Here is a 26,662-nt window from a genome sequence, read left to right as displayed (position 1 = left end):
GTTGTTTAGAAGTCGAAAGATCTTGCGAATTCTTTTGGTCAATGGACCAGGATAAATTTTATTAAACTTATATTTGTTTTTGTGATGTGCAAAAATATCTGAATCGAAGAGGAGAGCTCAGTGAAACTTAAAAAGGCTTCTTATGTGTGGGCAATTAAGCATCTCTTGAAGGAAGGGGACACCGACCTTTTCCCCGTGCCGTTTGAATTTCAATTAATTAAAGCGTGCTGGAATGAATTGCTGCCTAGATTAGAGACGCTCGAGATACAAGACTACAAATGGAAAACTGGGCGATCAATGATTATTCCTAAAGATAAACTCGGGTTTAGAAAAGCCACTCAGCTCGACCCCCTGGATAGTCTCATTTTGACAGCGATAATTTATGAGTTAGGCAAGAAAATTGAAAAACACAGGAGTCCAATCGAAGATCAAAATGTATTTTCGTATCGATTCAAGCCATCTGGAGCGCGCTTTTATCGAGGCGATATTACGTGGCACGATTTCTGGCGCGTCTCAATGGAAAGAGCAAAATCTGGAAAAACCAAGTTCGTCGTAGTCACCGACATAGCAGATTTTTATAATCAAATTTACCATCACCCACTTGAGCATCAACTAAGTAGCGCATTGCCAGAACATGCAAAAAAAGCTCTTATGCAATTCGTCGCCAAAACTACACACGGCGTTTCCAGAGGTATTCCCATAGGACCCCATGCCGTTCATATTCTCGCCGAAGCAGCACTCATCTCGATCGACTCAAGTATTGATTCAAGTGGATATTCATATTGCAGGTATGTCGATGATATGCATTTTTTTGCAACGACGAAAGAAGAAGCAGAACTTATAATCTATAAATTGGTTGATATCTTAGATACTCAACAAAAATTAATCCCTCAAAAGCACAAGACAAAAATTCTCTCAGTAGAAGAGTTTATTGAAATTGCAAATCAAAATCTTAAGGATCGTCCTCTAGACAACTCAGAGGAACAAATTCTTGGAGTGATCAATCGCAATTCCAACAACGATCCTTACGCAAAAGTCGAAATTAAAAAGATTTCCTCCACTGACCTAAAGTCCCTTTCGGAGGCAAATATATCAGCGCTTGTAGAAAAGTATCTCGCAGAAGAAGATATTAATTATATCCGCTTTGGTTGGCTACTTCGTAGACTGACTCAAGTAGGTACTCCTGGAGCGATTGATACGCTTCTAAAAAATATGCATAAATTAACGCCTGTGTTAGGAGAGGTTTGCAGATATATAATTAACTCTGCCTCCAATTATACTGGCGATCCAAAATCATTGGGCGCAAAAATATGGTCCAATTTAGACAATCCGATCATCCATCAGAGCCAATACTTAACACTTTTGCTTTTAGATATTTATGCCAAGCTCCCAGAAATCAATCATCTAAGCAAAGTTACAATGGACTACTCCCAATTTCCTGGAACTCGACAAAGGAAAATAATTTTAGCCGCCATTTCAGGAAAAAAATCCGCCTGGCTAAAAGAACGTAAAAACGACTTTGATAATGCCGATCCTTGGGTACGTCGTGCAATTCTTAAGTCTATCCCGCAATTCCCAGGTGACGAAGGCCAACATTGGCTCAAGTACGCAAAAAAGCACATCGACAATCTTGAAAAAATTGTTTTAGAGGGAACTATAGAAAGAGATTTTGGTGTCTCTAAAATCACATTTTAGCAATTTTGCACCATTCTTAATTTTCTTGATGTTGCTAGATAATTTAAACGGGGAATCTATAATGACCAAATCCAAATATTTGATTTTTGATACTACCAAGGACACGCCGTATGAAAATGGTTTGCAAATTCATATCGAATCCACCTTTCAAATCATGGTTGCCTCTGGATTTCCCGACGACGAGATTACGGCTCAAGCAGCCTTCGAACTTGGGAAAAAAAGTTGGGAAAAAATGTATGCTGAAACGAAAGCTAAAGGGATCGCATCGGCAATTTCTAGCTTACTAAAGGCTCCCTCGAAAAAGGATGCGGAAAGAATATGCAAAGCAATTGAGATTACTCACGAGGATTTTTCAAACTTTATTATCTTAAGTGAAACCCTTTCTCTTAAGCACTCACTCTCGAAATCAGAGATCATTCCCGCAGATTTGGTCGGTAAAAAGCTACCTACCTTAGTTCATTTAAAGACTAATGGAGAAATCCACGCCGAAGGCGATACGGAATTATCTGAAGGACAACTCAAACATTTGATGGAAAATAGAAAGAACATGCACGTTCATATATTCGATCAACCTGACGGTCATTGGCATTGCTTCTACTTTACCTTCTCCGATTTAAAAGGTAACCATTGGCATAGTCAGCATTTACATTATCTTTCAGATCTTTGGACTTTTCCACGCGATCAATTGTTAGCTAACTTCACTCAAGCCCGATATAAGCAAATTGGAGAGCACATTAAATACTCCATGCCACAAGAAGAGGCTAGAGAGCTTGTGGTTCCAATTCTTCAATCAGAAGACCACGAGTAAATTGAGCTGAATCTTGTCGCCAAGTTCAATACACGACGTATTTCCCCAATAGTATAGGGGAGCCCCAGGTTGACGTCCGAGACTCATAGATAATTCTAGCTTCGGCCTTTAATAGTCTAAGCTGGATGTCATCAATATGTGCGATAGTCGCCCACATTAAAATGATACCGGCGCACCATTGAATAAGATTAGTTAGGTTCATAATTTATCTCCCTTAATGACAATCTTTTTAGTTTCAAAACGCGCAAGAATTTTCTTCACGGCCTTGTTATGCCATTCCTTGGCTTTTCGAGGTTTGAGCTTTTTCGCATTGAGGTAATGAGTGATTTCATTGGCATCACGTCCCTGTTTCCATTGACGATGGATTTTAAGTAATACGTCGTACTCAATCGGGTTCTCGACTAACCGTCCTTGAAAGTAACAATACCCAAAGGGTGGAGGAGTTTTCGTCTTACGAGTACGCCATCGACTGACTTCTTTAGGTGTTGGATCTTTAGGGCTTAGTTCCACGCCGGCTTTGATTAAATAATTTCTGACCGTCGTTTTTGAGATATTTAGCTCTTTGCCGACATCGCGTAAAGAAAGACCTCTTGTATAAAGCTTCGCGCATTCTCTCGAATTATCCGCCTTCATTTGAAAATTTACTTTAATGAAATCGCTGACTTGGAAAGGTTCGCATAATAGCGGCGACGGGCGACCATTTTTCTCTCCAGCCTTTGGCTGGGAAAAATGGTTGTCTGCACTTCGGCTTCGCCGAAGTAAGACCTAAAGTTTAATTTTATAAAGCCTTTTGAATCACTTCAAAAGGCTTTTTTCGTTTCAGGAGCAATTATGTCTCAGCCTCAAGATCCAAAAAACCAGCACCTGCCGGTCAATACTTCTGAACAACTGACTGCGGAGGCGGAGCTGCTTGAAGAAAACTTTGAATCCGCTGACACCCTTGAGGATTTCACGAAGACGCTGATGGAAAGTCTGACCTCAAAGCTTCACGCCAATATCGACGAGATCTTTAAGCAGAATAAGTAGCTTCGAAGAAACTGGCGGCTTTAGTAAACCTTCTGGGCAGCCAGCCCCTTTGCCACGTACTCCCTCTGCAACAGCGTCAAAAGATCCTGGGGCCACCAGATATGACTCCAGGATTTTGTTGAAGAGTTATAAGCAGTACCTCTGGCTTTAGCACGAGCCCAAACATAAAGCCCATCGCCCTTTGCATAAGAGCTCCGATTGACGTTTATAGCGGGTAAACCCCTCATAAACCCTCTGATCGCCATAGTGACACAGTTATTATTAATGGGATGAAAAACCGTGCTGCTGATATGGTACCAATCCGCACCTGCAGAACGATGGTAAAGCTTTGCAGCCGTAAGACCTTCAAAATACTTTAACACTTCCTGAGCCTGGGCCGAGGTTGCCTGAAAACGGATCGCACGAGTAGATGGATTCCCTTCTCTTTGCGCATCTAGATGACTATGCGCGTTGTTCCAGACACGCAAAATAGCTTCACCCTGTGAATTAAACAGGCCCCACATTCGACCATAACGACCAAAATCAAAAACCAGGTCTGTTTCTGCATCTTTCACACGCAAGGAAACATGACCCCATTTGTGCTCGGGCCATACCTTGCCGACGACGATAAATTCCACGAAAGTTTCTGCATGGGCGAAGGTTGTCGCAAAGAAAATAACAACCGCAATGAGAAAAGAACGCATGAGGCAGGCTCCCTACTATTTAATGCATGTGAGAGCGCAACCTGAACCACATTACGACTTACGACAATACGAAACCTCATATATTTCAAGATCATAATGACTTAACTCTTTTGTCAGGAATTCGTTTAGATAGCTCGCCGCACGAAGACATCCAACCTTTCAAGATTGAAACGTCCGCACCCCTTTGATACTCGTGAAATGTCTACAAGGGGGGAACTGTGGGCCGTTCATTATTATTGTTGTCATCTGTACTTCTTTTAACTTCAATCGTAGCCAAAGCCGATCTTCGCGGCGATCTTAAAAAAGAAGTCACTTCCAAGCACGATCCAATTTCTTACGACAAAGCCCAAGTAGAACTGCTTGGCAACGTCGCTCTGATCCGAATGACCGACGGCTCTTATGCCATCGATGAAGTCTATTGCTCCACACCTTATGGCAAAACCCATCTAGGAAACGGCGTCGGCCCAGGAAAAGAACCTGCTTCCACGATTATCAACGTTGAACACACAGTCGCTCAATCCTGGTTCAAAGGACGACACTATTTCAATGTCGGCAAAGCAGACCTGCACCACCTTTACCCGTCTGATTCCAGAGCCAATTCCATGCGCGGCAATTTCGCATTTGGGGACGTGGGCACAATTAAAAACATACCGAAGTGTTTTGATGAAGAAAGACATGACATCGACACAGAATCCAAACTGGGCAGCGGCGGCGACCGTGAGCTGGTGTTTGAACCACCTGTAAAACACAAAGGCAATGTTGCCAGAGCGATCTTCTACTTCGCGGTTCGCTATGACTTCCCAATCCCAGCTGCACAGGAAGCAACCCTGCGCCGCTGGAACAAACTTGATCCCGTGGATCAGGCGGAAGTGGAGCGCAACAATGCCATTGAAAGAATTCAAGGCAATCGCAATCCATTCATTGATCATCCAGAATACGTTGATCAAATTTCTAAGTTTTAAGCCCATCCGCACCAGGGAGTTTTGGTTATCCGGAAACTCCCTTTTTCATTTAAAAAACTCGCTCCCGATTCTTCTGCGGACACACAAAGTCCAATGCAGCCATGGCGCAAGCCCCCATTCCCATCGCAAAACAGTGACCGCGGTATGCTCCCCTCTTAGACTGCCTTCATGCAAAAGAAAGTACTTATCCCTCTGCCCAGCAAAGACTTCGACCCGACCGAGGTGGCCATTCCCTGGAAAATCCTGAATGACGGCCAAGTAAAAGTTGTCTTTGCAACCCCCACCGGAAATGAAGCCGTTTGCGATCAACACATGTTGACTGGCTCCCGCCTTGGCCCGCTGGCACCGCTTCTTGCTGCAGATAAAAATGCCCTGAAAGCATATCAAGAACTGACCCAAGCCGAAGAGTTTCATCACCCCATAAAATGGGACGAAATATCTCCTGATCAGTTCCAGGGACTGCTGCTGCCCGGTGGCCATGCACAGGGAATGAAAGAGTATCTTGAATCATCGCTGCTGCAAAAAACTGTCAGCCATTTTTTTGAAATGAACAAACCCGTCGGCGCCATTTGCCACGGAGTTGTCCTGGCCGCCAGAAGCCAACGCCAAGATGGGCGAAGTGTCCTTTATGGTCGAAAAACCACCGCCCTTCTGGCCTCTCAGGAAATGGTGGCCTGGGTTCTGACTTGCACTTGGATTGGGAACTACTATCGAACCTATTCCCAATCAGTGGAAAGCGAAGTGACGGCTGCGCTGGCTTCGCCGAAACATTTCTTAAAAGGCCCGACACCTCTTTTCAGAGACAGTTCGTCGAACCTCGATCGTGGATTTGTTGTCCAGGATGGAAACTATCTTTCTGCCCGCTGGCCTGGAGATGCACATCAATTTGCAACTACTTTCCTGAAGATGATCAAATACCAGCCGGATTTGTAAAATTTTAAGCGCCGACAACAAGAAACTTCCGAAATGGATTGGTTCGCCCCATGGCCCACGACTGAAATCGGCGAGCCAGAGCAATTCAACTTCAACCGCTAGGCGTTAAATCCCCCTCTGGGAAAACTATTTTTTAGCTCTTTACGCGCACGCCAAGGGGCCGCCCTTCAGCTATTTTCAGTTTTGGATTACGGCATAAACACCCGGGGCAAAATCTCACGTCTTGGACCCTATTTTGTCGATTCTAAAGTAGTTGCAATTTGACTCCTTCAAGGTAGCCCCGCGCTTTCAACACCGCCGTTCGCCCTCGACAAAAACATTTCAATTCGCACCGACAACGATGCTAGCGTCCTAACAAAGGGAGAAGAAATGAAATACATCCAAGCCACCGAAGATCAGATGCTGCAAATGTTGAGCAACCCGGACACAGAAATTTCCGGATTTGAGTTCACCAAGATGGATTTCACAGAGCTTAACCTGAAAAGCTCTCTTTTCCTGGACTGCAAGTTTGTCAGCTGTAACTTTGCCAACTGCTCTTTGATGAACGTCGCATTTCGCGGGGTCGTATTTGAAGACTGCAACCTGATGGGCACCAATTGGACCGAAGTGCGCAAGAATGGTGGTTATACCTTCAGCGGATGCAAACTGGATTACACAAGTTTTCAAGGCGTGGACCTGCGCGGATCAGGCTTCGTCAATTGCATGATTCGTGAATCTGATTTTGCCGGTGCCAACCTTTCCAAGGTCAGCCTTGCTGGATCCTCTCTGGCCGGGACATCGTTCACCAATGCCAACATTGAAAAAGCCGACTTCCGAGGGGCCCGTGACTACTTCATCGATCCCAAGTTCACAAAAATCAAAGATGCTCATTTTTCATTTCCGGAAGCTCTGGTTCTGATTGAAGCCCTGGGCGCCAAAGTGGAAATATAAAAAAAGGCCGGTTTTCACCGGCCTTTTTCAATTCAATATTTGAATTAAGAATTAAAGCATAGAAGCAACAGCGTCTTTTTCTTCGTTCAATTCTTTCAGTGTGTTGTTCATTTTCTCGCGAGAGAAAGCGTCGATCTCAAGACCTTTTACGATCTCGTATTCGCCGTTTTTGCAAGTCACTGGGAAGCCGTACATGATGCCTTCTGGGATGTCATAAGAGCCATCAGAAGGGATACCCATAGTAACCCACTCCCCGTTCGTGCCCAACCACCAGTCACGGATGTGATCAACAGCTGCGGAAGCCGCAGAAGCTGCAGAAGACAAACCACGAGCTTCGATGATCGCAGCACCACGTTTACCCACTGTCGGGATGAACGTGTCTTTGTTCCAAGCATCACCTTCAGCCGTACCCAGTTTCAACAACTCAGGAACTTTTGCACCGTCAGCAGTCGCGAAACGAACGTCCGGGTACATCGTTGGGCTGTGGTTACCCCATACTGCCACTTTTTTGAAAGAAGCAACTGGTTTGCCGGTTTTAGTCGCCAACTGAGACAATGCACGGTTGTGGTCCAAACGAAGCATTGCTGTGAAGTTTTTCGCTTTTACGCGACCGTGTTTCATCGCAGATTTCATCGCGATGTAGGCGTTTGTGTTTGCCGGGTTACCAACAACCAGAACTTTTACATTTGGATTAGCGTATTTACCGATCGCTTCACCTTGTACAGTGAAGATCTGACCGTTTGCAGTCAGAAGATCTTTACGTTCCATACCTGGGCCACGAGGACGTGCACCAACAAGAAGGGCCACATCAGCGTCTTTGAATGCAACTGCTGGATCACCAGTAGCGATCATAGAGTGCAATAGAGGGAACGCGCAGTCCTCAAGCTCCATCATCACGCCTTTCAGCGCTTTTTGAGCTTTTTCGTCTGGGATCTCTAGAAGTTGAAGGATCACTGGTTGGTCTGCACCCAACATCGCACCGCTGGCGATACGGAAAAGAAGTGCATAACCGATTTGGCCGGCAGCGCCGGTAACTGCTACACGAACAGGAGCTTTCATAAGCTGGTTCCTTTCAAAGATTGTCGATTTAGCTATCCCGAAGAATTTAAACCCGCCCGAAGCCTCTGTCATGGGAAAATCAGGCTAAGCTGCCTGCTTTTTGCGCAATAGGACTAAATTTAGCCCCTATCCAACATGCGTCATTTGCACCTCAAAGCGTTTTCAAATGCCCGCCAAGTTCCCGGCACCTGCTGGCAGACCGGCAATGTGCCATGTCGGGTTCCCGGCAAGTCGGCAACCATCTCAAATATACGGGCGGTACAGTCTAAAAAATCTTGGCCCACTCCCTGCTTTAGTAATTCGCATAACAACCAACACGGAGAAAAAAATGAAACTCACTCAATGGATCTGCCGCACACTGACTGCAACACTGATTCTGACCAGCACTTCTGCCTTCGCCTGCCGCCTTGGAGAAGTTCGTGCATTTAAGGACTCGGAATATTCCCGCTGCCCACAGAATCAACGCTGCAAAGACGAATTAAGTGACTGGATACCAGCAAAGGGACAATTGCTGTCGATCCGGGACTACTCGGATATCTATGCTTTGTACGGCAGCTACTTTGGAGGCGACAACAAATTCACATTTGGAGTTCCAAGAATTCCAGACCTGACGGTACAGGGGAAGTCCTATCCATTCTATGTTTGCAACAAAGGCTCCTGGTTTGCAGATGAAAACAAAGACAATGCCAGTTTTATCGAGCAACACGCAAAAATGTCTCAAAACCTAGAGAACGATCTGATTATGGATTCAAACAAACATGTTTTTACAGATATTGTCTTTGGCTCTATGACCGATCTTTACATGCCCGAATTTTGCGAAAATGAATCCACCGACCTTGAAGTGCCTACATTCAACAACGGTCAACTGATAGTCCTTAACGGCAGAAATGAGGTTCCGTTCCTGGTCAGCCGCCTGATAAACTATCCCGTCTTTCAAGGGGCTCCTAACGAATATGCCACATGCGACGAAGGAGGGATCTACTTCTCTATCATGAATCCAAAATACACACCCAAAAATATGAAAGAGCTGAAAGACCACATAATCGTTGCATCAGGACAAAACGGACAAAAACCTGTCAGAGTCTTCCTTTGCGAAGACCCCCGCAATTATTAGATTACAAACAGACAAATCCCCCGGCATCTGCCAGCTCTTGCAACAAGCGAAGGTCCGCCTTCGCTCCGTTGCCTTTCAGGTATTGAGCGGGAACACAGACCTGCCCCGCATTCAAGTCCTTCACAAGCTTCAACAACCCGGCAGAAGAGCTTTCAACCAGCACCCCACCATAGCTCAGACTGAATTGCTTCTTATTTGCCAGCCCCTGCAGCCACAACACCGGCGAACGAACACTGCGAAGCTGCACAGATGATTTCATAGTCACAGTCACCTCAGACACCGGCACGGTCTTAAACCCTTGCAGCGAAATGTGCTTCATCCAGGATTTCAAGAACGCCTCTTCCAGTTCGGCGGCACTCAGAGACTTCAACGCTTTCAAAGAGTCCTGATAAATCTTGGGCAGCCCCCCGACTTCACCGGACTTGTCATGCAACGTCTTAAAGGGTGTTGTGACTTTCAACCCCGCTGAGCCCAGCTTCGCATCAACCAAATTCTTCAATGCTGTCCCAAACATATCCCCGTGGGTCTGATCCACCCACACGCCCAGACTCCAGGTCGCGCTGAAAGAGCCGTCAGATTCAGCGATATGCCACTCTGAAGACGGCCAGTACGTCATGTCCCCCGGACCGACTTCGACAAGCTGGGAATGCTTCTTGTGCTTTTCATAATTGAACGTACGATCCAGCTCCGGATGTTCATCGCCGTAAGCTGCAGGCCACAGACGGAATCTTTTCACACCCGCCACCGGGAAGCTGAAGACCCCGCAGGAGTCCACATGAACTCCGAACGGAGTCTTGCGATAATTCCCCAGATAAAGGCCGATTTCAGAAAAACGATTCGGAAAACCCACATGACGGAAAAGATCGTCGGTAAAGTCCTGCAACAGATGCTGCTTTTTCAGATTCACCTGCAAAAGCTCATCGCAGACCAGGCAGTAATCCGGGAACTGGGCGTTCATGCGTTTGTGATAGCCCAACAAGGACTTGTCGGACTTTTCGGGAAGCAGCTGCAAAACTTCTTCCGGATCAGCCTTCACGCCCTCAATGAAAAACTTCAATCCTTCAGGATCATTCATTTCGCGGCAACGGTCACTGTAGCTGACCAACAGCTCAAAGATCTCAGCATCCGTCATCTCCAGCAGGCCGGATTTCACATTGCGGGCGACCAGGGGCTTTTTCTCCCAATGGTTCTTGGCGAAGTTCTGCCAGAACTTCTGATCAAGCACGGTGGATGCAGCCTTGGGGGTGCCGTTTTTTTGCGCCATGGAATACTCCGTTTTAAGAGCGAAATTTGAAGGCGCCAGAGTCGTTGAGATTGATCTGGGAGTCAAATAGAAGGTCCGGCCTGTAAATTTGCCACCCCCCTTCTGTGCCCCCGGCAAAGCCCCTGCTAACACCTTGCGAAGAGGGGCGATTTAGCATAAAAAGAGCCCTCGCTTTGGAGACCCCGAACTATGACTTCTGCTGCCGTCACATTTGAAAACACCATTGAAACCATCGAGCTAAAACGTGACGTGACCAAGCACTTAAAACAAGGTCATCGCTGGCTTTTCGCCAACTGTTTTGATCCCAGCCGCAACCTGAAGTCCGGAATTCATATGCTAAATTATAAGGGCGAAGCCCTGGCGTTGGGTATCTGGCAGGGCGATACTCAGTTGCGTTTCCGAGTTCTGGTTTTGGCTGAAGAGCCCATCTTCCGCCGCAACAACATGAAGCGCACCCTGGAACTTTACTTTGAAAGCCAGTGGCGCAAGGCTGTTGAGATTCGCAAAACCTTCGACCTGTCAGTCACCAATTCCTTCCGCCTGATTAACGGCGAAGGCGACGGCCTTCCGGGCCTGATCGTGGACGTTTACAACGACACGGCCGTGATCAAACACGATCACCCGATCATGGAAAAGACCTGGAATGCCCCGGCCATTGCCGAAAAAATCCAGGAAGCCTTCCCTCAGGTAAAGTGCGTGTACCTGAAGCGCCGTAATGACGCCGAAGAAAAAGGCGTCAATATTGTGGGAACCCTGGCGCCGGAAGTTCAGTTCCTGGAAAATGGCGTTCTCTTTGCCTCGAACATCCGTGATGCTGCCAAGACCGGTTTCTTCCTGGATCAACGCGACAACCGCAAAATGATTCAGCACTTTGCCAAAGACAAAACGGTGCTGAATCTGTTCAGCTATACTGGCGGCTTTTCCATCTTTGCCGCCAAAGGTGGCGCCAAAGAAGTCACCAGTGTGGATATCGCCAAAGTCGCTATTCAGGCCGTGGCCCGCAATTTCGAAATCAACGACCTTAAGACAGTTCACCATGATGTGGCGACCGATGCCTTTGCCTATCTCGAGCAGTTGAACACCGACAAGAAAAAGTACGACATCGTGATCACCGACCCGCCTAGCTTTGCCCCGAATGAAAAATCGGTCGAGCAAGCCAAGGCCGCTTACACCAAGGTGTTCTCCAACTCCATCAAACTGGTGAACCCTGAAGGCCTGTTTGCGGCGAGTTCCTGCTCCAGCCATATCTCGACCAAAGAGTTTATGGATATCTGCCAGGAAGCCTTTTCCCGCGCCCGCAAGAAGGCCACGCTGGTTTATATTGGCGGTCAGCCGGTGGATCACCCCTACCCTTTGGCCATGGAAGAGCTTCGTTATCTGAAGTTTGCCCTGTTCCGTCTGGACTAACCAAGAAGGTCTTTTATCTATGGAAACAATCCAAAGTCTTCGTCAGGAAATTGATCAGGTTCACAAAGAAATGCATGCGCTTTTACTGCGCCGCCGTGATTTGACCATGGCCGTGTGGAAGATCAAGCAGCAGGAAGGCCAGCCCTTCTTCAATGCCGAACGTGAAGAACAGATCTTAAAAGACTTCGTCAATATGGACGGGAAACAAGGTCAGGACCCGGCGATGGATGAACTGCTTAAAGGGGTCATGAACTCGGTCCTTCGGGAATACGAAAAGTATCTTCGCTCGAAATTTGAATAAAAAAAGGGAGTCTTCTGACTCCCTTTTTTATTACTTCTTGCGGCTTTGGTATTCTTTTTCTCTCTGGAAGTGGCTTTCAGAAAGACCGTAGCTTTCTACGTTCCCCAGATCCTTGATCAAAGATTCCAGATCTTTTTTACCGCTGATGAAATCCAAATGCCCCTGAATCTTGGTGATCAGCTCAGAGTGACGCTCTTTCAAGGCTTCATAGCGGATATAACCCAAGCCCAAAGATTCCCATTCCTTCACATAGCGGGCCGCCGACTGGGACGTTCCGTTGTACATGGTATTACGGCATTCCTGATCCGGCTTGATCTGGTGCCAGTTGCCGAACTGGTCTTTCAGTTTCACCTGGTGCTTTTCACAAGGCTTGCCACAGTCCTTGAAGCTGGAGCCTTTGCTTAGGAACGCCGCGAACACACAGTGCTCCATGTGGAAGCTTGGCATGTACTGGTAAGCCGTCACTTCAAATTGCGCGGCTTGACCGGCTTGAATCAGCTCACTGACCTGCACGTTGTTTAAGTCATAGCCCAGGCACAGGCTGTGAAGACCTTTGTTCAACAGGTATTGCGCCGTCAGGTGGTTCGTCACGTTCAAGCTGAAGTCACCCAGGATCTGGCCCTGATAGTTATTGGCCTGCAGCCACTGAACCGCACCCAGGTTTCTGGCAAGGATCGCATCCGGATTCAAATTGAACAGATGCTTCACGTTGCGGTGTTCATTCGGTTTCAAAATACGGGTGGTGGCAATACCCACCTTGATGCCGTTTTCTTTCAGCAGCTTCAAGCTGGGCTCAAAATCCAAACCGAACTCGAAATCCAGGATCACCAGATTCAAACCCGTGGTGGTCAACTCACCGGACTTGATGGCGTTCACGAAGTCTTCCACCTGCCCTTTTTCACGCAGAAGCAGGTTCAGCTTAGCACCCGGCACAGCTTTTTCAGCCGTCTTGTTGCCTTCAATCCATTCACCAACCGCCAAGGCGGTCAGCACTTCCGGAGCCGCGCCATTTTGAATGCGCAGATCCGTCAGTTCTTTCACCAGTTGCTGACGAAGCTCCTTCACCTGACGAGCCGGCAGGAATAGCGGCGTGGAAGCATCCAGTTCGCAAGTGAACTCATGCCCGCGGAACGGGCTACCCATCAAGGCAAACAGCTCTTCACGCAAGTCCAAAGAGTTCAAACCCTTGGATTTCGCAGGCTCACAGACATTTGCAGACGTTGCAGAAACGGTGTAACGACCATCTGTGTATGTTACCTTCAAAGGCTGCCCCAAAGACGCCTCCGCATGAATAGACACCGGAAGACGCTTCTTTCTTTCCTTGTCTTCCACACTCAAAGCCACGTCCCGCTTCAGGTCCTTGTCGTGATTGTAGAACACACGAGCACCCATGAAGTGCTCACTCATGTTGATGTCACGAGAAAATTCCAATTCAAAGCGGCGCGTGTTCAGGGATTTGACGGCGAAAACAAATCCGCCTTTTTCAGCACTTTGTCCGTTGCGGTCCTGATAAACCCACAACACACCGTCACCGGCCTGGATGAAGTCGGCCTTCAGTCCCTGCTGGATGTTTTCTTCGGTCAGTTCGACTTCCAAAGAACTGTCCTTAACACGAACGACTTTACCGAATTCAAATCCACGGTGGGCGCTGAACGTGCCTTCCACCAGTTTCTGGTGATTCACCCCGTGGAACCAACCGCTGAAGAAGCCACGGGAAAATGCCGTGGCCATTTGTTTTTTCAGCAGCACCGGATTCATCAGGGCCTGATGATTTTGCGCCGACTCAATCGCCTGATCAAAACTGCGAGCCGCCGTCGCGACGTACTCAGGCGTTTTCAGACGTCCTTCGACCTTGAAGCAGTCCACACCCGCTTCAAGCAGGCTTGGGACTTCATTGATGCCGCAAAGGTCCTGCGGGGACACCAGGAAGGACTTTCCGCCCAGATCGCGCTTTTCTTCGTCGACATACATTTCGTAGTTGAAGCGGCAGCTTTGCGCGCACTGGCCACGGTTGGCGGAACGGCCACCGATGCCTTCGGATGTGAAACACTGACCGGAATAGCTCACACAAAGTGCGCCATGCACGAAGACTTCGATTTCTTTGTCAGTGTTTTGTTTGATCGAATGAATTTCTTTAATGGAGTTTTCACGCGCCAACACGAAGCGCTGAATGCCCAGATCATCAAGCCAGGTGATGGCTTCGGCATTGCTGATGCTCATCTGCGTGGAACCGTGCACGCGCTGATTCGGAGCCATCTGACGGATCAGACGGACCAAGCCCAGATCCTGTACGATGAAGGCATCCGGTTTTAGCGGAAGGATTTTTTCCAGAGTCTCGGCTGCCTTGTGCAGTTCGTTTTGGAAGATCAGAATATTGAAGGCCAGATTCACCTTCACGCCGTAAAGATGGCAGGTGTCGATGATCTCTTTGACTTCCTCGATTTGGAAATCATAGCTTCGCCCGCGGGCATTGAAACCCGGTACACCCATGAAGATGGCATCAGCCCCATTGTGGATGGCGGCCATAGCCATCTCTTTGGTACCCACGGGAAGTAACAGTTCAGGACGTTTGAAGCTTTGTGTTTGCATGGACGGTAATAAGCCAGTACCAAGAGAATTCCGCAAGAAGAATCCCCTTCCTCCCCAAAAATGCGAAATTTTTATTAATTCCAGGGGCTTGGATTCAAGCAGCACCCCCTTATTCTCAGGCCAGAAGGCGTTAAAACACAAGATGCGAAAAATACCGATCCTGGCAAAACCCGGCTAACCTAAGCTAATTCTGACAGGGGCACTAAATGCAGATGAATTTCCTATATCAACAGAATTTGGCCGTCGTCGTACTGGTTTTGGCCCTATTGATGATTACTTCGGCCTTCATCGGCTGGACAACCCGAAAAATGATTAAAGACCAAGCTTCTTTTGAAAAGGAATCCCCATCAAGCTTCGTTCCCACGACAATATTGGGATTGCTGGCTCTGGTCCTCGGATTCACCTTTTCCATGTCGGTCATCCGATATGATGGGCGCCGAAATCTGGTTGTTCAGGAAGCCAATGCGATTGGAACTTCTTTTTTAAGGGCCGACCTTCTGCCCGCAGAATTTGGACAGCCCATAAAAGCCTTGCTCCATGAGTATGTGAAAGTCCGTATTGATTTTCATAATATCAAAACTGACACGGAAAAAAGCCGACAGATCGTTGCCCAAACTGACGAGCTTCAGCAAAAAATATGGAAAGTCATTGTTAAGGCTGCAAATAAGCACAAGGATCCGGTCACAGCCCTGAACATCAGTGCCATGAATGAAGTTTTTGATATCGGCAGCGAACGCCACCATGCCACCGCCAGCCGGACTCCCGAACTGGTGTATATTATCCTGATCATTATTGCGTTCATCGGAATTGGCTCTTTGGGATTCCTGGAAGGGACCAGAAAAGCATCACTTTTCAATGTCGGTATCTTGTCGGTGCTGTTTTCATTGGTAATAGGACTGGTGCTTGATATCGACCGTCCCCAGCGTGGCCTGATTCAAGTCAGCCAGGCCCCGCTGATTAAAATGCTGTCGGATTCAAAATAGCTTTAGTGAACGGCCTGCATCTCGGCGGCGGAAAGCATTTTCAACAGGCTTTCCAGCATGTGCACTTCCGCCTCGAGGGGACCAAAGCGCTTTTCCAGCTCAAGACGGGCTTGTTTTTTGAGTGTCTCATAACTGCGGCGGCTGGAAAACTTCCACGCCGGATGCTTGCGACAGGCCTTCAAATTCTTCTTGAGAGTTTCGTACTCTTCATTCAAGACCAAAGAACTTTGATAGATTTCATCGGTGGTCAAGTCATTGAGCTGCCCCAGCTCGGCCATGCATAAAAGTTCAATGCGTTTCAAGGCGTCATGGTCCTGGGCTTTGTATGCCGCTTGCACACGCTGCCATTTGATGGAAGCCCAATCCTGATGCTCTTTCGAAACACCGATCTGCTTGTCCGGGTGAAGCAGGCGCGCCAGTTTACGATAGGTGGTGCGAAGCAGACTTTCGGCTTCGGCCTGTTCTTTTTCAAGAGCTTCTTCACTGGCATTTTCAGCAATGATCTGCTGAAGGAAGTCTTTTAAATGGACCGGCATATTGCGCAGGTATCTTTGCTGGTAAGCGGGATCAGCCGCCTTCCACAAACGCCCCAATAATTTCCAATCGCCGCACTTCATCGCAATCTGAAAGGTTTCTTTAAACAACTGATATCCCGCCATTGGAACGGACAGATGACGGGCCATCATGCCATCGTCAATATCATTCAGATAGTGATACACCGAGCGCGCACGACGTCTAAGACCGCTCAGTGCGGAATCGTCCTTAAAGAAAATTTCAGCAAAATTAACGGCCGGTCCATCTTCAGGAATCGGCAGCGGCTCCCCGGCGACAGCGGAACTTCTGGTCGCGGTGTCGAAGCGATTCTTTCTTAGTTTGTCGATAACAAACTTCCACACATCATCGCCGGCCTGGTACTGGCTTTCCTCCTCTTTCAGCATGCAGTAGGCACGCTCCAAAGGAACATTCGAGGTGTTGGCGACGTATTTCAAATGCACTTGGAAGGTAGTCAGAACCTTATGACGGTTTTCAAGCAGCTCGCCGGCTTGAAGTTCGTCTCGGAACGTCAGATTGTACCAGTCTTGATACAGGATTTGATCCCAGAGCAGAAAATCCGTGTGGTCTTTTTCAAGCTGACGGATTTTCTTCAGCAGGTTCGACGAGGCAAAGAACAAATCTTTGCGTATATTTTGGTCATCCGTCAGAGAAACATCATGATGCATAAGAGGCAATCCCTTTACCACGCCTCTGATGTCATCGCTAATAAAAACACGGAACTGCCAAATCTATCGGCAGTGCTGCTGAAAAACCCATCAGTCCAAACGCGGACGAAGCCAACCTGGATAAATCTTGGCAAGAACATCCGAGCCCACAACCTTGGAAGGCTCTTGTACGTCAGTAAATAAAATTGGAGCCATTCCTCGCGCGGCCGTCCACTCGCCATAGTATTCTTTTTTTACGGGATGAAATGGCGTCACAGCATTAATAACAGGCAAAGCGGATTCTGCCTGAGCCGCCGCCCAGATGATCTGCACCAGATCGTCACGGTGAATCAGATTCACGGCTGAATTCCCAGCGCAAGGCCGCTGGCTTTGCGACAAACTTTTGGCAGGGTGCCGGTCACCACCAATCAAGCCGCCGGGACGAATCACCGTCAGTGGGCCCGAGAACTTCTGACCTAAAAGCGTTTCCACGGCCACCAACCAACGTGCGCTGTCCGTGGTGGGCATCGCCGGTGTTTGTTCGGTGATGCTGCCGGCTTGGCCGCCATACACTGAAATCGAGCTGATAAAAATAATCCGGCGATAGTCCCCTGTCGGAATTTTGGCAACGAAGTCTTCAGGATTGATTTGCACCAGCGGAGGTGTGTTCAGGAAAAGTACGTCACAGGATTTATTCGGAAAATCATCACAACCCCAGTCAAAATCCTGACTGCGGGTGCCCCAGTTTTCGATGCCTTTTTGACTTAAGTGTTCAGCAAGCTTCTGCCCCAGCCAACCCAATCCAATGATGCCCCACGTTTGCTTCACCACTGACCACCGACAAAATCCAGAACGGCTTTACCCAGTTCGGCAGGTTGTTCCAACGGCACATAATGCCCGCAATGATCAATGATCTGGAACTTGGAGCGTGTTATCTGGGCATGACGATTCTTCAAAGACTCCAACGGCACCACCCGGTCATTGGCCGCCGCCACGATCAGAACCGGGAACGACAGTTCTTGCAAGGCCGCGCCTTGGTCGATCCGGTCCACAGTGGCCAAGGTTTGGTTGATATACTGTTCAGAGGAAAAATCCGCACTCATCTGCATGATGGGGCCTACCACTTGCAGGTCCTTCAGAAAATCGGGGTGGATGTAACGGTCCATCTCTTTTTCCGAGATGCCGTTGTACTTTCCACGTCTTAAAAGGCCCACCATCTTCAGGCGGGCCGCCCGTGTTTTTTCCGACAAGGCACCAACGCTGGCAGCCACCAGGGACAAAGACAGAACTCGTTCAGGAAAACGGGTCGCAAAAGTTTCGGCGATATACCCGCCCATGGAAAAACCGACCAGATGAAAAACTTTGTCGGCCGTCTTTCCCACTTCTTCAATCATCGCTTCCAGGTTCTCAGGATGCTTCAGATCCACCACGCGAACGTTGTAGCGTTCGGAAAAAACCGGGACCAGCGGGGCCCACAGGCGCTCATCACACAAAAATCCCGGCAGCAATACAATAGTTTCAAGTGGCTTCATGCCCCGATCTTAACACCGGGGCATGACAAAGACACTATTTTAACGTCTTGGACAGTTCTACAAGCTTCTTCGCGACCGCGTGTCCCGACTGAGGATTCTGACCCGTCACCAGTCTTTCAGAAACAATCGCCTGCGAATTCCAGTTTTTTACCGGATGCATTGTTGCGCCTCGTTCACGCAAAGTGGATTCCAGCATGAAAGGCACCACTTTGCTAAGGCCTACTTCGTTTTCTTCAGCGTCCGTGAAGGCACTGACATCTTTGCCTTTCACCAAATAATCACCATTGGAAAGTTTCACGTTCACCAGGGCCGCAGGCCCGTGGCAGACCGCCGAAACAATACCGCCGTTTTCATAGATAGCTGCCGTCAGCTTGTCCATATCAGGCGAGTTTGCAAAGTCCCACATGGCCCCGTGCCCCCCGGCAAAGTGAATCAACTGATAGTCTTTTGAATGGACCTTGCTCACCGCCAAAGTGTTCTGCATTTGCGACATCAACTTCTTGTCTTCCACGAACTTCTTGTTATCAGGATCCTTCAAATCAAGGCTGGATTCGTCCATCGTGGCCACTCCTCCTTTGGGGCTGGCGAAGTCCACTTTATATCCGGCTTTGATCAACGGATAATAAATATGCGTCACTTCCGACAGATACCAGCCCGTTTGTTGGCCCGTGCTGCCTTTTACGTTATGGTTTGTCACAACAATCAATGCCTTTTTCATGGTTTTACCCTCTTCCTTGGCCTGGGCGCCGACCGACAGTCCCACTACAGCCAGAATAGTTGCCAGAGCTTTCATAAGTGATCTCCTTTGTTACAGCCTCAAGGATGCCCGTTTCAGCCTAATCTATCAATTTCATAGCTTTCATAATGGCTATCTGAAATAATCATAATTACTATGAAACCTGGCCTGGATTTAAACCTGTTATTTATCATTGAAAGCCTGTACCGGACGTCGAACATCTCAAAAACAGCCGAAGAGCTGAACATGAGTCAATCCGCCGCCAGCCACGCCCTTTCCAAACTGCGTGATCACTTCAATGATCCTTTATTTGTTCGCGTTCCCAAGGGAATGTCGGCCACCCAGACGGCTATGAACATGCGTGCTTCTGTTGAGGCGTTCACCCAGCAGGCCCGTGCGCTGGCCCAGCAGTCCGAAAAGTTCGACCCCAAGAAAGCCCAGGACCGCATCAGTATCGCCACCACAGATATGGTGGAAGTGATTCTGGCTCCGGCCTTGTTAAAAAGACTGAAAAATGAAGCACCGGGTTTACAGATCTCTTTCCGCCCCACGGGCGGCGACCTTCCCAAGTCAGAACTTGAAAGCGGAGTGTATGATCTTGCCATCGCCGGGTTCTACAAAAATCTTCCTGAAGGCTTTTATCAGGTGAAGGTTTACGAGGATGGCTTTTCAACAGCCTATCGTAAGAATCATCCCATCATCCAGGGAACACTGAAAGCGGCACAGTTTTACGAGTGCGACCATGCCCTGATCACGCTGCAGGGGGATTTCAAAGATGGCCTGCGCAAACGTGTGAATGGCAAAACTCTGGAACGTCATATTGCATTTGGATCTTACAGTTTTACCGGACTTGCGTGGACAGTGGCATCAACGGATTTGGTGCTGACAGCCCCTTCACAGCTACTCAAGAAGTATGCTGAACACTTCCCGGTGCAGGTACAAAAATGCCCCGTCGACATACCCAAGATTGAGATTCGCATGATCTGGCATTCTTTGACTCATAAAGATCCCCTGAAAGCCTGGTTCCGCGAGGTCTTAAGGCAAGAATTCCAAAAGCTGGCCTAACTGGCGGGAACTCTCTAAGACACATGAAATTCAAACACCTTCTCAGTCTTGACTGAATTCAGAATCATGCAGTTTTCGGATGTCTTCGCCAGGATTCTTTTGGCATTTTCAATCTGCACACAGCCCTCAAGATACACAGCAAAAACGCAACGGGCCATCCACGGTCGCCCTGCCTCATCCCGATCCACGGTCAGTTCTGATTCCACCCGAAGACTTTCATAGGCCAGTCTTGATTTTTCAGCGAACACTTTAAAAGTGGCCACAAAACAATTCTGCAGCGCCATGACATAAAGATCCTCAGGGCTGAATCCGCTCCCGGGCCCTTCAAATTCTGCGGGTATTGCCATCTGAAGACCGGCATCTACTGACATCGCTTTGGAATCCCACGGTGTCTGAATTCCCGACAAGCTTTCGGCCCTTGCTTTGAAGAACATTGGATACTTGCTCATAACAAACTCTCCTCAAAATCTTGCTGCCTTATATGGTTCATGGTAGCATGAACTAAATGAAAAAAGCAGACCAAAAAAACAGCATCCCCACCAGCACTGCCGAAATTAACAAACTCCGCGACTTGTCAGAGTCTGTTGGGGACTTTATCCGCTATTGGGGCTTTCGCAGAATTCACGGCCAAATTTGGACTCAGGTCTTTTTGTCAAAGACCAGCCTTAGTGGCGCCGAACTGACTCAAAGACTGGGCGTTTCTAAAGCTCTTATCAGCCCGGCCCTTTCCGAGCTGGAAGCCTATGGCCTCATCCTGATGACAGAAGATGGAAAGAAAACAAAACGATACTCGGCGGCCCCGAATGTCATCCCAGTGATCAAAGACATTCTTAAAGAGAGAGAAGCAAAAATCATCGCGACCGCGCAAGAAAAATTCGGGACACTCCACAAGATCCACGAAAAAAGAGGCGAGCAGGAATCGCTGATTCAATCCGACCGTGTCGAAGAGCTTGGACAGATGATCACTTTAGCGCAATTTGCCCTGAATTTTATTATCGGACAAAGTGACGAAGAATCCCTGGCTTGCTGGACGGAAGAAGCACTGAAAGCTGAAAAATAGGACTACTTCCAGCCTTTCGTAATTCCATCCACAGACTGTCTTGAACACTTAAAACGGGTGATCTTGAATCCCCGTTTTTTTTCGTTCTTCAGCCGCCCTTGTTCAAACACACGCCGCCTCCAGCGGCTGAACGCATTCCCTGACAGCACTGATCTCATGAAGTGAACGAACTCATTGGGCGACAGCCCAAACTGCACGGCAATCACCTCAAAAGTCGTGCGATCCTCCCAGCCCATGCGAACAAGTCTGGCGCGATCTTCTTCAGAGAAACCGGCAAACTTCTTTTTCAGCTCTTTTGAAATTCCCATCCGACCCTTTCCCGCCTCTCTAAAGCCGCTTAGGTTTGGCAATAAGGGCTGTCAGAACATTCCTTCCTCGGCAGCAACGGCCGGACTTTTGCAAACAAGAAGTAGCCTGCCTCCAGTGTCTTTTTTACCGGAGCACATGAAGCCAAAGGAACAATCTTTTTCAAACTTTCCAACTGAGTCCAAATCACAATAAAGGCTTCAACCCCTGTAACGATATGACCCTCAGAATCTCGAACATGAAGACTCTTATGAATTTTGTATGGATCCAGGCCTTCTGAAATCGCATCAAAGTCCGAAGAGGTGATGTCAATAAATGTTATACGATCGGCCCCTTTGAGTTTCTTATAATGAGTTATCTCACGCGAACACAGGTGGCAAAGGCCATCGTAATAAACGGTGATTCCAGATTGAGACTCGCTTTTTAGCTTTTCCATCTTGAACTCCAATTTAGTTCATAGTAGTATGAACCATATTGAAAGTCAATATTCAACAGGAGAGCCCGGCATGGGATCCATCTTTAACAGTCAATTCAAACGGACGTTTGAACTGGCCAAAATGGCCACTAAGATCGGCCTGAAGGAACTCTCCTCCGGCGACATTCAATCCAGGATCGAGCAGGCCAAAATTCTTACAGAGACTCTGGGAAACCTCCGGGGTGCCGCCATGAAGGCCGGTCAGCTCTTAAGCCTTGATCTGGATGACTACTTCCCTCCCGAAGCGATTCAAATTTTATCGCAACTGCAAAACCAAGCTTTTGAAAGCCCCGAACTGGATCTTGCTCAGGTACTTAAAGCCGAATTGACTCAAGACCAGCTTCGACTGCTGCAGAACATAAACTATAGGCCGTTCGCAGCGGCCAGCATGGGGCAGGTATATAAGGCGAGCGTCTCAGGCAATCCAGTTGTTATCAAAGCTCAGTACCCGCATCTTGAACAATCAATTGAAAATGACATAAAAGCCCTGAAAAGACTGATGTCCACTCTCTGCCTGTTGACTGGCAGAAGTATGAATCTTGAACATCTCTTTGTGGAAATTGAAGAAGTTCTGCGGCAGGAAGTAAACTATCTGAACGAGGCCCAGGCCCTTTCAAACTTTACAGAGCTCTTTGATTCCCACGCCTGGAAGTACGCCAGAATCAGAACACCAAAGCCCCTGCATCACCTTAGCACAAACAAAGTCCTGTGTCTGACTTACGAACAGGGCCTCACACTTAAAGAGTGGATCGACACCCGTCCCCCGGTCGAAAAACGTGAGATCATTGCCAAGGCCCTGTTAGAGCTTTATGTCATGGAATTTTTTGTGTGGGGCTTCGTGCAAACGGATCCCAATCCTGGAAATTTCCTGATCCGGCAAGTCCCCGAGTTGGAAGTCGTAGCCCTCGACTTTGGCGCCTCCCGGCGCTATCCTCCGGAATTCAGAAAAAACTATGTCGAGCTTCTTCATTCTATTCGCAGCACCTCACCGGAAAAGATCGTGCAAACAGCGGTTGAGTTTGGACTGCTGGATTCACGCGAGTCTGAAGATGCGAAAATGGTGTTCGTTGAACTTTTAAAACTTGGTATGAGTCCATTCTTCCAAAATGCCAATGGCCAAAAGTTCGACTTTAAAAATGACAAATTCGCGAAAGAAAATGCCCGGCTTTCCCGACAGCTTGTGCAAAGCCTCAAGTATTCTCCACCGCCACACAAGCTGATCTTCTTGCACCGCAAGCTTGGGGGAATGTTTGCCGCCCTTAGAAAGCTCGAAGTCGAGCTAGATTTGCGCGAATATTGGGACCAGATAGAAACAGCAGATATCAATTGATAAAGGAGGCCTCTTGAAAACAGCTCGTATACGGTTCTTAACCTTGTCAATGGCAGCCTGTGGAATTTTCCTGACGATCCCCAAGGTGGCTTTCGGCACGGACAAGGAGCTTGCGAAAACCGCAAAGGCACTTTTTGGAATCATTCCGGCGAAAACAGCGGCTCCTGACAAAGTCACTGCCGCCCAAATAAAGCTGGGCAGAAAAATCTTTTTTGACTACAGACTTTCCAAGGATGGCAGCACAACTTGCGTTCGCTGTCACCAACCTCAGTTTTACAGTACGGACCGACTGCCTCAATCTGCGGGATTTAATAACAACAAAGGGGCGCGCAACGCCCAATCGATCCTGAATCTGAAATATCAAGACATCGTGCATTGGCGCAACGACAGAACAAGCATCGAAGACCAGGCCCTGCGTTCGTTCACAACACATTTAAGCTTTGGAAACTCTTCGGAAAAAGAGGCCCTTAAAAGATTGGAACTGGCTGGTTACCAACCGTTGTTCAAGGACGCCTTCCCGGGATCGGATAATCCATTAACTCTTGAAAATGCCGCCGCAGCACTGGGGTCTTATCAGCGCTCTTTAACCACCCGGGCACCCTTTGATCAGTTCCTGGAAGGCGACATCAAGGCCCTGTCCAATCAGGCCAAAAAGGGCCTGAACGAATTTATAACTGTTGGATGCGCCTCCTGCCACAACGGCACCGCTGTGGGAGGAAGAACCATGCAAAAATTCGGGGTTTATCAAAACTACTGGAATCTTACCAAGTCAAAAAATCCGGACAAAGGACGCCAGGAGATCAGCAAGAAAGATGAAGACCTTTATGTCTTCAAAGTGCCGTCGCTTCGTAACATCAACGAAACAGCCCCTTACTTCCACGATGCCTCGGCACAGGATCTGGAAACTGCAATTCGCTGGATGGGCAAACTTCAGCTCAATAAAGATCTGACGGACGAGCAAGTCAGCCTGATCAAAGCCTTCCTGCAAAGTCTGACCGGTGAACTGCCAAAAGACTTCCGGATTGCTCCGACGCTTTCGCCACAGCCCTACGCTGGACCAGAGCCACTCTGATCCGCTATCCCAAGTTACGCAGACTCTTGGCGATCTGTCGGTACAACGTGCTTTCCGGATTGTTCTTTCGCTGAATTAAAAACACACTCTGCTTTCGGTCTTTTTGGGAAAGCGGTGAATCCATCTCGACCAAACGATAATCCGGAAGCAGCGCCTTGTTATGCAGGTTGACCACAAACTCTGGCAGATAGGCCACACACAGCCCCTGCCTGCACAACTCCATCGCCGATTCCATCATGGTGACGCGGTAAAGAATTTGGCGAGTGTATTCATGATCGGGCCAGCCATCCAAACCCTGCACCTTGGATGGCGTGCCTTGTGTCGGCAGCAGGGGCACAACAAACGGAAGCTCACTCCAATTCAGGCCTTTGAACTTCTTCAGACCAAAAATTCCCATTTTAATTTTTGTGACCTCGGTAAAGTCCACTCCGGCTTTCGGGATGGGCGCATACGTAATACCGATATCCACGACTCCCTCCGCGATGGCCTGTTCCAGGCGACCGGGCCGGTATTCGTGCAGCTCCAGCGGCCCAAGATCGACCGACTTCAGCAGGTGACTCAGGAAATAAGTGGTGAACACCTCAAAAGAACCCAGGCGATACGGAACTTTCTCCGAATCGGAACGAAGAAGATTTTCCGGAATTTTCAACCATTGATCCAGCAGACCTGCTGTTTCATTTTTAAAACGCTGGCCCGCCGGAGTCAGGCGCAATCCCCGTCCTTCGGGTTCCAGCAGCTTTGTGCCCACCTCTTGCTCCAGCAAGCGCAACGCCTTGGACAAGGCCGGCTGCGACACGTGCAACACCTCTGACGCCTTTACCAAGGAACCAGTCTCTGCAAATACCTGGAAGTAACGAACTCGTCCTATATCCATAAGTTAACTATATATAACTTTAATGAACTTTTATTCAACAATAAATATGACTAATTTAGCGGCAGAACCCGTCAGGAAAGGAAATAACCATGAAATATGTCTTAATATTTGGACTGTTACTAATGTCAGCCCTGCCAGCCCAAGCTGCAAAATATGTATGTAGTTACACAGAAAGCGCGTGCGATGAATACGGCAATCACTATATCTGCTCCACCGGTGACGGATGGGCCGGAGACTACATTTTCTGCTCTCCAAAGGACGTCGGTTCAAAGCAGATCCCCCGAAGCTTCAGGGGCAGAGACTTCCTCAAAGAGTGCATTGAAGAGTGTGTTAATGCGGGAGGCGCTCCGTCCACTTGCCACCATCGATGCTGGTAATCAGCTTCAGCCGAAAAATAAAGTGGCCGGGAAACCGGCCTCTTTATTCTAGAAACTTGCGTGAAACTTGATGTGACTTTCAATGAAAGTCGCAATGAAGTAATAGCTGTGATCGTACTGCTCACGATAGTTCACTTCGTAAGGCTGTCCCGCAGTTTTACAGGCACCTTCAAAGTTCTGAGTCAGCAGCTGGCCTTTTTGCAAAAACTCATCTTGCGTCCCCTGATCAATCAGGATTTTCGCCGGATGACGGGCACCGCTATTTACCAATTCTGTGGCATCATACTGGGACCATGCACTGGTGTCTGTTCCCAGATATCCTGCGAAGGCTTTTTGTCCCCAAGGACACTGAACCGGATTCACTATCGGTGAAAATGCCGAAACAGAACGATACTTCCCAGGATTGCGCAGCCCCAGAACCAAAGCACCGTGCCCACCCATAGAATGCCCCATGACGGAAATATGCTCAGCAGAAACTGCGAACTGTTTCTGAATCAGGGAATAAAGCTCTTCATTCACATAGCTGTACATCTTGTAGTGGTCTTTATAACCATCCACTGTCGCATCCACATAAAAACCCGCGCCAGAACCGAAGTCATAGCTGTCGTGCTCTCCGGGAAGCTGCAGGCCCCGTGGTGAGGTGTCCGGGCAGATCACCATCAGTTGGTGTTCTGCCAGATACTTTTGCGCTCCGGCCTTGGTGATGAAGTTTTCATCCGTACAGGTCAGACCGGAAAGCCAGATCACGCAGCCTTTGACTTTGCCCTCGGGGATGAAAGTTGAAAACTTCATCTTGGTTTTAGTCACAGCAGAATCGTGCTCCCAGAACTGCGTCAGTCCCTGGAATGTTTTATGCGTTTTTAAAGGTGTCAGATTCATGGA

At 48.2% G+C, this 26,662-nt stretch carries 28 protein-coding genes; 14 read left to right on the top strand and 14 right to left on the bottom strand.

The window, feature by feature from the left end:
* The first annotated feature begins 120 nt into the window (after window positions 1-120).
* Window positions 121-1,695 (top strand): RNA-directed DNA polymerase, encoded by a 1,575-nt coding sequence (locus ACZ520_RS04305; RefSeq protein WP_464127632.1) that lies wholly within the window; start codon window positions 121-123, stop codon window positions 1,693-1,695.
* 61 nt (window positions 1,696-1,756) lie between these two features.
* A complete protein-coding gene (locus ACZ520_RS04300; RefSeq protein ID WP_464127631.1) occupies window positions 1,757-2,503 on the top strand; it encodes a hypothetical protein in 747 nt (248 codons plus the stop codon).
* A gap of 198 nt (window positions 2,504-2,701) precedes the next feature.
* On the opposite strand, the gene ACZ520_RS04295 is transcribed toward ACZ520_RS04300, so the two are convergent.
* Entirely contained in the window at window positions 2,702-3,136 is a 435-nt protein-coding gene (locus tag ACZ520_RS04295; protein WP_464127630.1) for a helix-turn-helix transcriptional regulator, read from the bottom strand.
* Between the two features lie 198 nt (window positions 3,137-3,334).
* Between ACZ520_RS04295 and ACZ520_RS04290 the strand changes: the two genes are divergently transcribed.
* Window positions 3,335-3,529, top strand: coding sequence for a hypothetical protein (locus tag ACZ520_RS04290; protein ID WP_464127629.1), 195 nt, complete (start codon window positions 3,335-3,337; stop codon window positions 3,527-3,529).
* Between the two features lie 20 nt (window positions 3,530-3,549).
* Here the strand turns inward: ACZ520_RS04290 and ACZ520_RS04285 are convergent, their stop codons facing one another.
* The gene (locus tag ACZ520_RS04285; RefSeq protein WP_464127628.1) at window positions 3,550-4,212 is read right to left on the bottom strand and encodes a hypothetical protein; all 663 of its coding nucleotides are present in this window, start codon (window positions 4,210-4,212) and stop codon (window positions 3,550-3,552) included.
* Between the two features lie 218 nt (window positions 4,213-4,430).
* On the opposite strand from ACZ520_RS04285, the gene ACZ520_RS04280 reads away from it, so the two are divergent.
* The 3 genes from ACZ520_RS04280 to ACZ520_RS04270 all read left to right on the top strand — a co-directional run bounded on the left by ACZ520_RS04280 (window position 4,431) and on the right by ACZ520_RS04270 (window position 7,037).
* Window positions 4,431-5,174: an endonuclease I family protein gene (locus tag ACZ520_RS04280; RefSeq protein WP_464127627.1), complete on the top strand. Its 744-nt coding sequence runs from the start codon at window positions 4,431-4,433 to the stop codon at window positions 5,172-5,174.
* A gap of 168 nt (window positions 5,175-5,342) precedes the next feature.
* Window positions 5,343-6,107, top strand: a complete 765-nt coding sequence (locus ACZ520_RS04275) for a type 1 glutamine amidotransferase domain-containing protein (protein ID WP_464127626.1) — start codon at window positions 5,343-5,345, stop codon at window positions 6,105-6,107.
* A 369-nt stretch (window positions 6,108-6,476) separates the two neighbouring features.
* A complete protein-coding gene (locus ACZ520_RS04270; protein WP_464127625.1) occupies window positions 6,477-7,037 on the top strand; it encodes a pentapeptide repeat-containing protein in 561 nt (186 codons plus the stop codon).
* A gap of 51 nt (window positions 7,038-7,088) precedes the next feature.
* Here ACZ520_RS04270 and ACZ520_RS04265 read toward each other — a convergent pair whose 3' ends face one another.
* Complete coding sequence (locus ACZ520_RS04265; RefSeq protein ID WP_011163471.1) at window positions 7,089-8,096, bottom strand: malate dehydrogenase; 1,008 nt, start codon at window positions 8,094-8,096, stop codon at window positions 7,089-7,091.
* Between the two features lie 328 nt (window positions 8,097-8,424).
* Here ACZ520_RS04265 and ACZ520_RS04260 point away from each other — a divergent pair, with 328 nt between their 5' ends.
* The gene (locus ACZ520_RS04260) at window positions 8,425-9,210 is read left to right on the top strand and encodes a tail fiber protein (RefSeq protein ID WP_464127624.1); all 786 of its coding nucleotides are present in this window, start codon (window positions 8,425-8,427) and stop codon (window positions 9,208-9,210) included.
* Window position 9,211: 1 nt separating this feature from the next.
* On the opposite strand, the gene ACZ520_RS04255 is transcribed toward ACZ520_RS04260, so the two are convergent.
* Window positions 9,212-10,474, bottom strand: coding sequence for a JmjC domain-containing protein (locus ACZ520_RS04255; RefSeq protein ID WP_464127623.1), 1,263 nt, complete (start codon window positions 10,472-10,474; stop codon window positions 9,212-9,214).
* 189 nt (window positions 10,475-10,663) lie between these two features.
* Here ACZ520_RS04255 and ACZ520_RS04250 point away from each other — a divergent pair, with 189 nt between their 5' ends.
* Together ACZ520_RS04250 and ACZ520_RS04245 are read left to right on the top strand one after the other, a co-directional pair.
* A complete protein-coding gene (locus ACZ520_RS04250) occupies window positions 10,664-11,881 on the top strand; it encodes a class I SAM-dependent rRNA methyltransferase (protein WP_464127622.1) in 1,218 nt (405 codons plus the stop codon).
* 19 nt (window positions 11,882-11,900) lie between these two features.
* The gene (locus tag ACZ520_RS04245; RefSeq protein ID WP_011163468.1) at window positions 11,901-12,182 is read left to right on the top strand and encodes a chorismate mutase; all 282 of its coding nucleotides are present in this window, start codon (window positions 11,901-11,903) and stop codon (window positions 12,180-12,182) included.
* Window positions 12,183-12,212: 30 nt separating this feature from the next.
* Here ACZ520_RS04245 and ACZ520_RS04240 read toward each other — a convergent pair whose 3' ends face one another.
* On the bottom strand, window positions 12,213-14,771 hold the full coding sequence (locus tag ACZ520_RS04240; RefSeq protein WP_416480801.1) for a U32 family peptidase: 2,559 nt from the start codon (window positions 14,769-14,771) through the stop codon (window positions 12,213-12,215).
* 206 nt (window positions 14,772-14,977) lie between these two features.
* Between ACZ520_RS04240 and ACZ520_RS04235 the strand changes: the two genes are divergently transcribed.
* Window positions 14,978-15,754 carry a bestrophin-like domain gene (locus ACZ520_RS04235; protein WP_464127621.1) on the top strand — a complete coding sequence of 259 codons (777 nt, stop codon included), beginning with the start codon at window positions 14,978-14,980 and terminating at the stop codon, window positions 15,752-15,754.
* Window positions 15,755-15,756: 2 nt separating this feature from the next.
* On the opposite strand, the gene ACZ520_RS04230 is transcribed toward ACZ520_RS04235, so the two are convergent.
* The 4 genes from ACZ520_RS04230 to ACZ520_RS04215 form a co-directional block, all read right to left on the bottom strand.
* Entirely contained in the window at window positions 15,757-16,974 is a 1,218-nt protein-coding gene (locus ACZ520_RS04230) for a hypothetical protein (RefSeq protein ID WP_464127620.1), read from the bottom strand.
* A 90-nt stretch (window positions 16,975-17,064) separates the two neighbouring features.
* On the bottom strand, window positions 17,065-17,781 hold the full coding sequence (locus ACZ520_RS04225) for an SDR family oxidoreductase (protein ID WP_464127619.1): 717 nt from the start codon (window positions 17,779-17,781) through the stop codon (window positions 17,065-17,067).
* Window positions 17,778-18,485, bottom strand: a complete 708-nt coding sequence (locus ACZ520_RS04220; RefSeq protein ID WP_464127618.1) for an alpha/beta fold hydrolase — start codon at window positions 18,483-18,485, stop codon at window positions 17,778-17,780. Before ACZ520_RS04220 ends, ACZ520_RS04225 begins: the two co-directional genes overlap by 4 nt.
* Window positions 18,486-18,519: 34 nt before the next feature.
* The gene (locus tag ACZ520_RS04215; RefSeq protein ID WP_088566055.1) at window positions 18,520-19,278 is read right to left on the bottom strand and encodes a type 1 glutamine amidotransferase domain-containing protein; all 759 of its coding nucleotides are present in this window, start codon (window positions 19,276-19,278) and stop codon (window positions 18,520-18,522) included.
* Window positions 19,279-19,377: 99 nt separating this feature from the next.
* On the opposite strand from ACZ520_RS04215, the gene ACZ520_RS04210 reads away from it, so the two are divergent.
* Window positions 19,378-20,286: a LysR family transcriptional regulator gene (locus ACZ520_RS04210; RefSeq protein ID WP_464127617.1), complete on the top strand. Its 909-nt coding sequence runs from the start codon at window positions 19,378-19,380 to the stop codon at window positions 20,284-20,286.
* Between the two features lie 14 nt (window positions 20,287-20,300).
* Here ACZ520_RS04210 and ACZ520_RS04205 read toward each other — a convergent pair whose 3' ends face one another.
* Window positions 20,301-20,735: an OsmC family protein gene (locus tag ACZ520_RS04205; protein WP_464127616.1), complete on the bottom strand. Its 435-nt coding sequence runs from the start codon at window positions 20,733-20,735 to the stop codon at window positions 20,301-20,303.
* Window positions 20,736-20,791: 56 nt separating this feature from the next.
* Between ACZ520_RS04205 and ACZ520_RS04200 the strand changes: the two genes are divergently transcribed.
* Entirely contained in the window at window positions 20,792-21,346 is a 555-nt protein-coding gene (locus ACZ520_RS04200; RefSeq protein ID WP_464127615.1) for a GbsR/MarR family transcriptional regulator, read from the top strand.
* A gap of 2 nt (window positions 21,347-21,348) precedes the next feature.
* Here ACZ520_RS04200 and ACZ520_RS04195 read toward each other — a convergent pair whose 3' ends face one another.
* Both ACZ520_RS04195 and ACZ520_RS04190 read right to left on the bottom strand, forming a co-directional pair.
* The gene (locus tag ACZ520_RS04195; RefSeq protein WP_416480795.1) at window positions 21,349-21,654 is read right to left on the bottom strand and encodes a TIGR03643 family protein; all 306 of its coding nucleotides are present in this window, start codon (window positions 21,652-21,654) and stop codon (window positions 21,349-21,351) included.
* A 29-nt stretch (window positions 21,655-21,683) separates the two neighbouring features.
* On the bottom strand, window positions 21,684-22,088 hold the full coding sequence (locus tag ACZ520_RS04190) for a thiol-disulfide oxidoreductase DCC family protein (protein WP_464127614.1): 405 nt from the start codon (window positions 22,086-22,088) through the stop codon (window positions 21,684-21,686).
* A gap of 70 nt (window positions 22,089-22,158) precedes the next feature.
* Between ACZ520_RS04190 and ACZ520_RS04185 the strand changes: the two genes are divergently transcribed.
* A complete protein-coding gene (locus tag ACZ520_RS04185) occupies window positions 22,159-23,457 on the top strand; it encodes an ABC1 kinase family protein (RefSeq protein WP_464127613.1) in 1,299 nt (432 codons plus the stop codon).
* A gap of 49 nt (window positions 23,458-23,506) precedes the next feature.
* Complete coding sequence (locus ACZ520_RS04180) at window positions 23,507-24,529, top strand: cytochrome-c peroxidase (RefSeq protein ID WP_464127612.1); 1,023 nt, start codon at window positions 23,507-23,509, stop codon at window positions 24,527-24,529.
* A 4-nt stretch (window positions 24,530-24,533) separates the two neighbouring features.
* On the opposite strand, the gene ACZ520_RS04175 is transcribed toward ACZ520_RS04180, so the two are convergent.
* Window positions 24,534-25,403 carry a LysR family transcriptional regulator gene (locus ACZ520_RS04175; RefSeq protein WP_464127611.1) on the bottom strand — a complete coding sequence of 290 codons (870 nt, stop codon included), beginning with the start codon at window positions 25,401-25,403 and terminating at the stop codon, window positions 24,534-24,536.
* 425 nt (window positions 25,404-25,828) lie between these two features.
* Window positions 25,829-26,659 carry an S-formylglutathione hydrolase gene (gene fghA, locus ACZ520_RS04170; protein ID WP_464127610.1) on the bottom strand — a complete coding sequence of 277 codons (831 nt, stop codon included), beginning with the start codon at window positions 26,657-26,659 and terminating at the stop codon, window positions 25,829-25,831.
* Window positions 26,660-26,662: the final 3 nt, after the last annotated feature.

This window comes from Bdellovibrio sp. BIS2, from assembly GCF_055398295.1.
The sequence above is the reverse complement of the archived record's forward strand: the minus strand, read 5'-3'. Positions and strand labels throughout refer to the sequence as shown.

Coding starts and splice junctions, on each gene's coding strand:
- ACZ520_RS04300 (WP_464127631.1), top strand. CDS start 1,757: ATGACCAAATCCAAATATTTGATTTTTGATACTACCAAGGACACGCCG.
- ACZ520_RS04295 (WP_464127630.1), bottom strand. CDS start 3,136: ATGAAGGCGGATAATTCGAGAGAATGCGCGAAGCTTTATACAAGAGGT.
- ACZ520_RS04290 (WP_464127629.1), top strand. CDS start 3,335: ATGTCTCAGCCTCAAGATCCAAAAAACCAGCACCTGCCGGTCAATACT.
- ACZ520_RS04285 (WP_464127628.1), bottom strand. CDS start 4,212: ATGCGTTCTTTTCTCATTGCGGTTGTTATTTTCTTTGCGACAACCTTC.
- ACZ520_RS04275 (WP_464127626.1), top strand. CDS start 5,343: ATGCAAAAGAAAGTACTTATCCCTCTGCCCAGCAAAGACTTCGACCCG.
- ACZ520_RS04270 (WP_464127625.1), top strand. CDS start 6,477: ATGAAATACATCCAAGCCACCGAAGATCAGATGCTGCAAATGTTGAGC.
- ACZ520_RS04265 (WP_011163471.1), bottom strand. CDS start 8,096: ATGAAAGCTCCTGTTCGTGTAGCAGTTACCGGCGCTGCCGGCCAAATC.
- ACZ520_RS04260 (WP_464127624.1), top strand. CDS start 8,425: ATGAAACTCACTCAATGGATCTGCCGCACACTGACTGCAACACTGATT.
- ACZ520_RS04255 (WP_464127623.1), bottom strand. CDS start 10,474: ATGGCGCAAAAAAACGGCACCCCCAAGGCTGCATCCACCGTGCTTGAT.
- ACZ520_RS04250 (WP_464127622.1), top strand. CDS start 10,664: ATGACTTCTGCTGCCGTCACATTTGAAAACACCATTGAAACCATCGAG.
- ACZ520_RS04245 (WP_011163468.1), top strand. CDS start 11,901: ATGGAAACAATCCAAAGTCTTCGTCAGGAAATTGATCAGGTTCACAAA.
- ACZ520_RS04240 (WP_416480801.1), bottom strand. CDS start 14,771: ATGCAAACACAAAGCTTCAAACGTCCTGAACTGTTACTTCCCGTGGGT.
- ACZ520_RS04235 (WP_464127621.1), top strand. CDS start 14,978: ATGCAGATGAATTTCCTATATCAACAGAATTTGGCCGTCGTCGTACTG.
- ACZ520_RS04230 (WP_464127620.1), bottom strand. CDS start 16,974: ATGCATCATGATGTTTCTCTGACGGATGACCAAAATATACGCAAAGAT.
- ACZ520_RS04220 (WP_464127618.1), bottom strand. CDS start 18,485: ATGAAGCCACTTGAAACTATTGTATTGCTGCCGGGATTTTTGTGTGAT.
- ACZ520_RS04215 (WP_088566055.1), bottom strand. CDS start 19,278: ATGAAAGCTCTGGCAACTATTCTGGCTGTAGTGGGACTGTCGGTCGGC.
- ACZ520_RS04210 (WP_464127617.1), top strand. CDS start 19,378: ATGAAACCTGGCCTGGATTTAAACCTGTTATTTATCATTGAAAGCCTG.
- ACZ520_RS04205 (WP_464127616.1), bottom strand. CDS start 20,735: ATGAGCAAGTATCCAATGTTCTTCAAAGCAAGGGCCGAAAGCTTGTCG.
- ACZ520_RS04200 (WP_464127615.1), top strand. CDS start 20,792: ATGAAAAAAGCAGACCAAAAAAACAGCATCCCCACCAGCACTGCCGAA.
- ACZ520_RS04195 (WP_416480795.1), bottom strand. CDS start 21,654: ATGGGAATTTCAAAAGAGCTGAAAAAGAAGTTTGCCGGTTTCTCTGAA.
- ACZ520_RS04190 (WP_464127614.1), bottom strand. CDS start 22,088: ATGGAAAAGCTAAAAAGCGAGTCTCAATCTGGAATCACCGTTTATTAC.
- ACZ520_RS04185 (WP_464127613.1), top strand. CDS start 22,159: ATGGGATCCATCTTTAACAGTCAATTCAAACGGACGTTTGAACTGGCC.
- ACZ520_RS04180 (WP_464127612.1), top strand. CDS start 23,507: ATGGCAGCCTGTGGAATTTTCCTGACGATCCCCAAGGTGGCTTTCGGC.
- ACZ520_RS04175 (WP_464127611.1), bottom strand. CDS start 25,403: ATGGATATAGGACGAGTTCGTTACTTCCAGGTATTTGCAGAGACTGGT.
- fghA (WP_464127610.1), bottom strand. CDS start 26,659: ATGAATCTGACACCTTTAAAAACGCATAAAACATTCCAGGGACTGACG.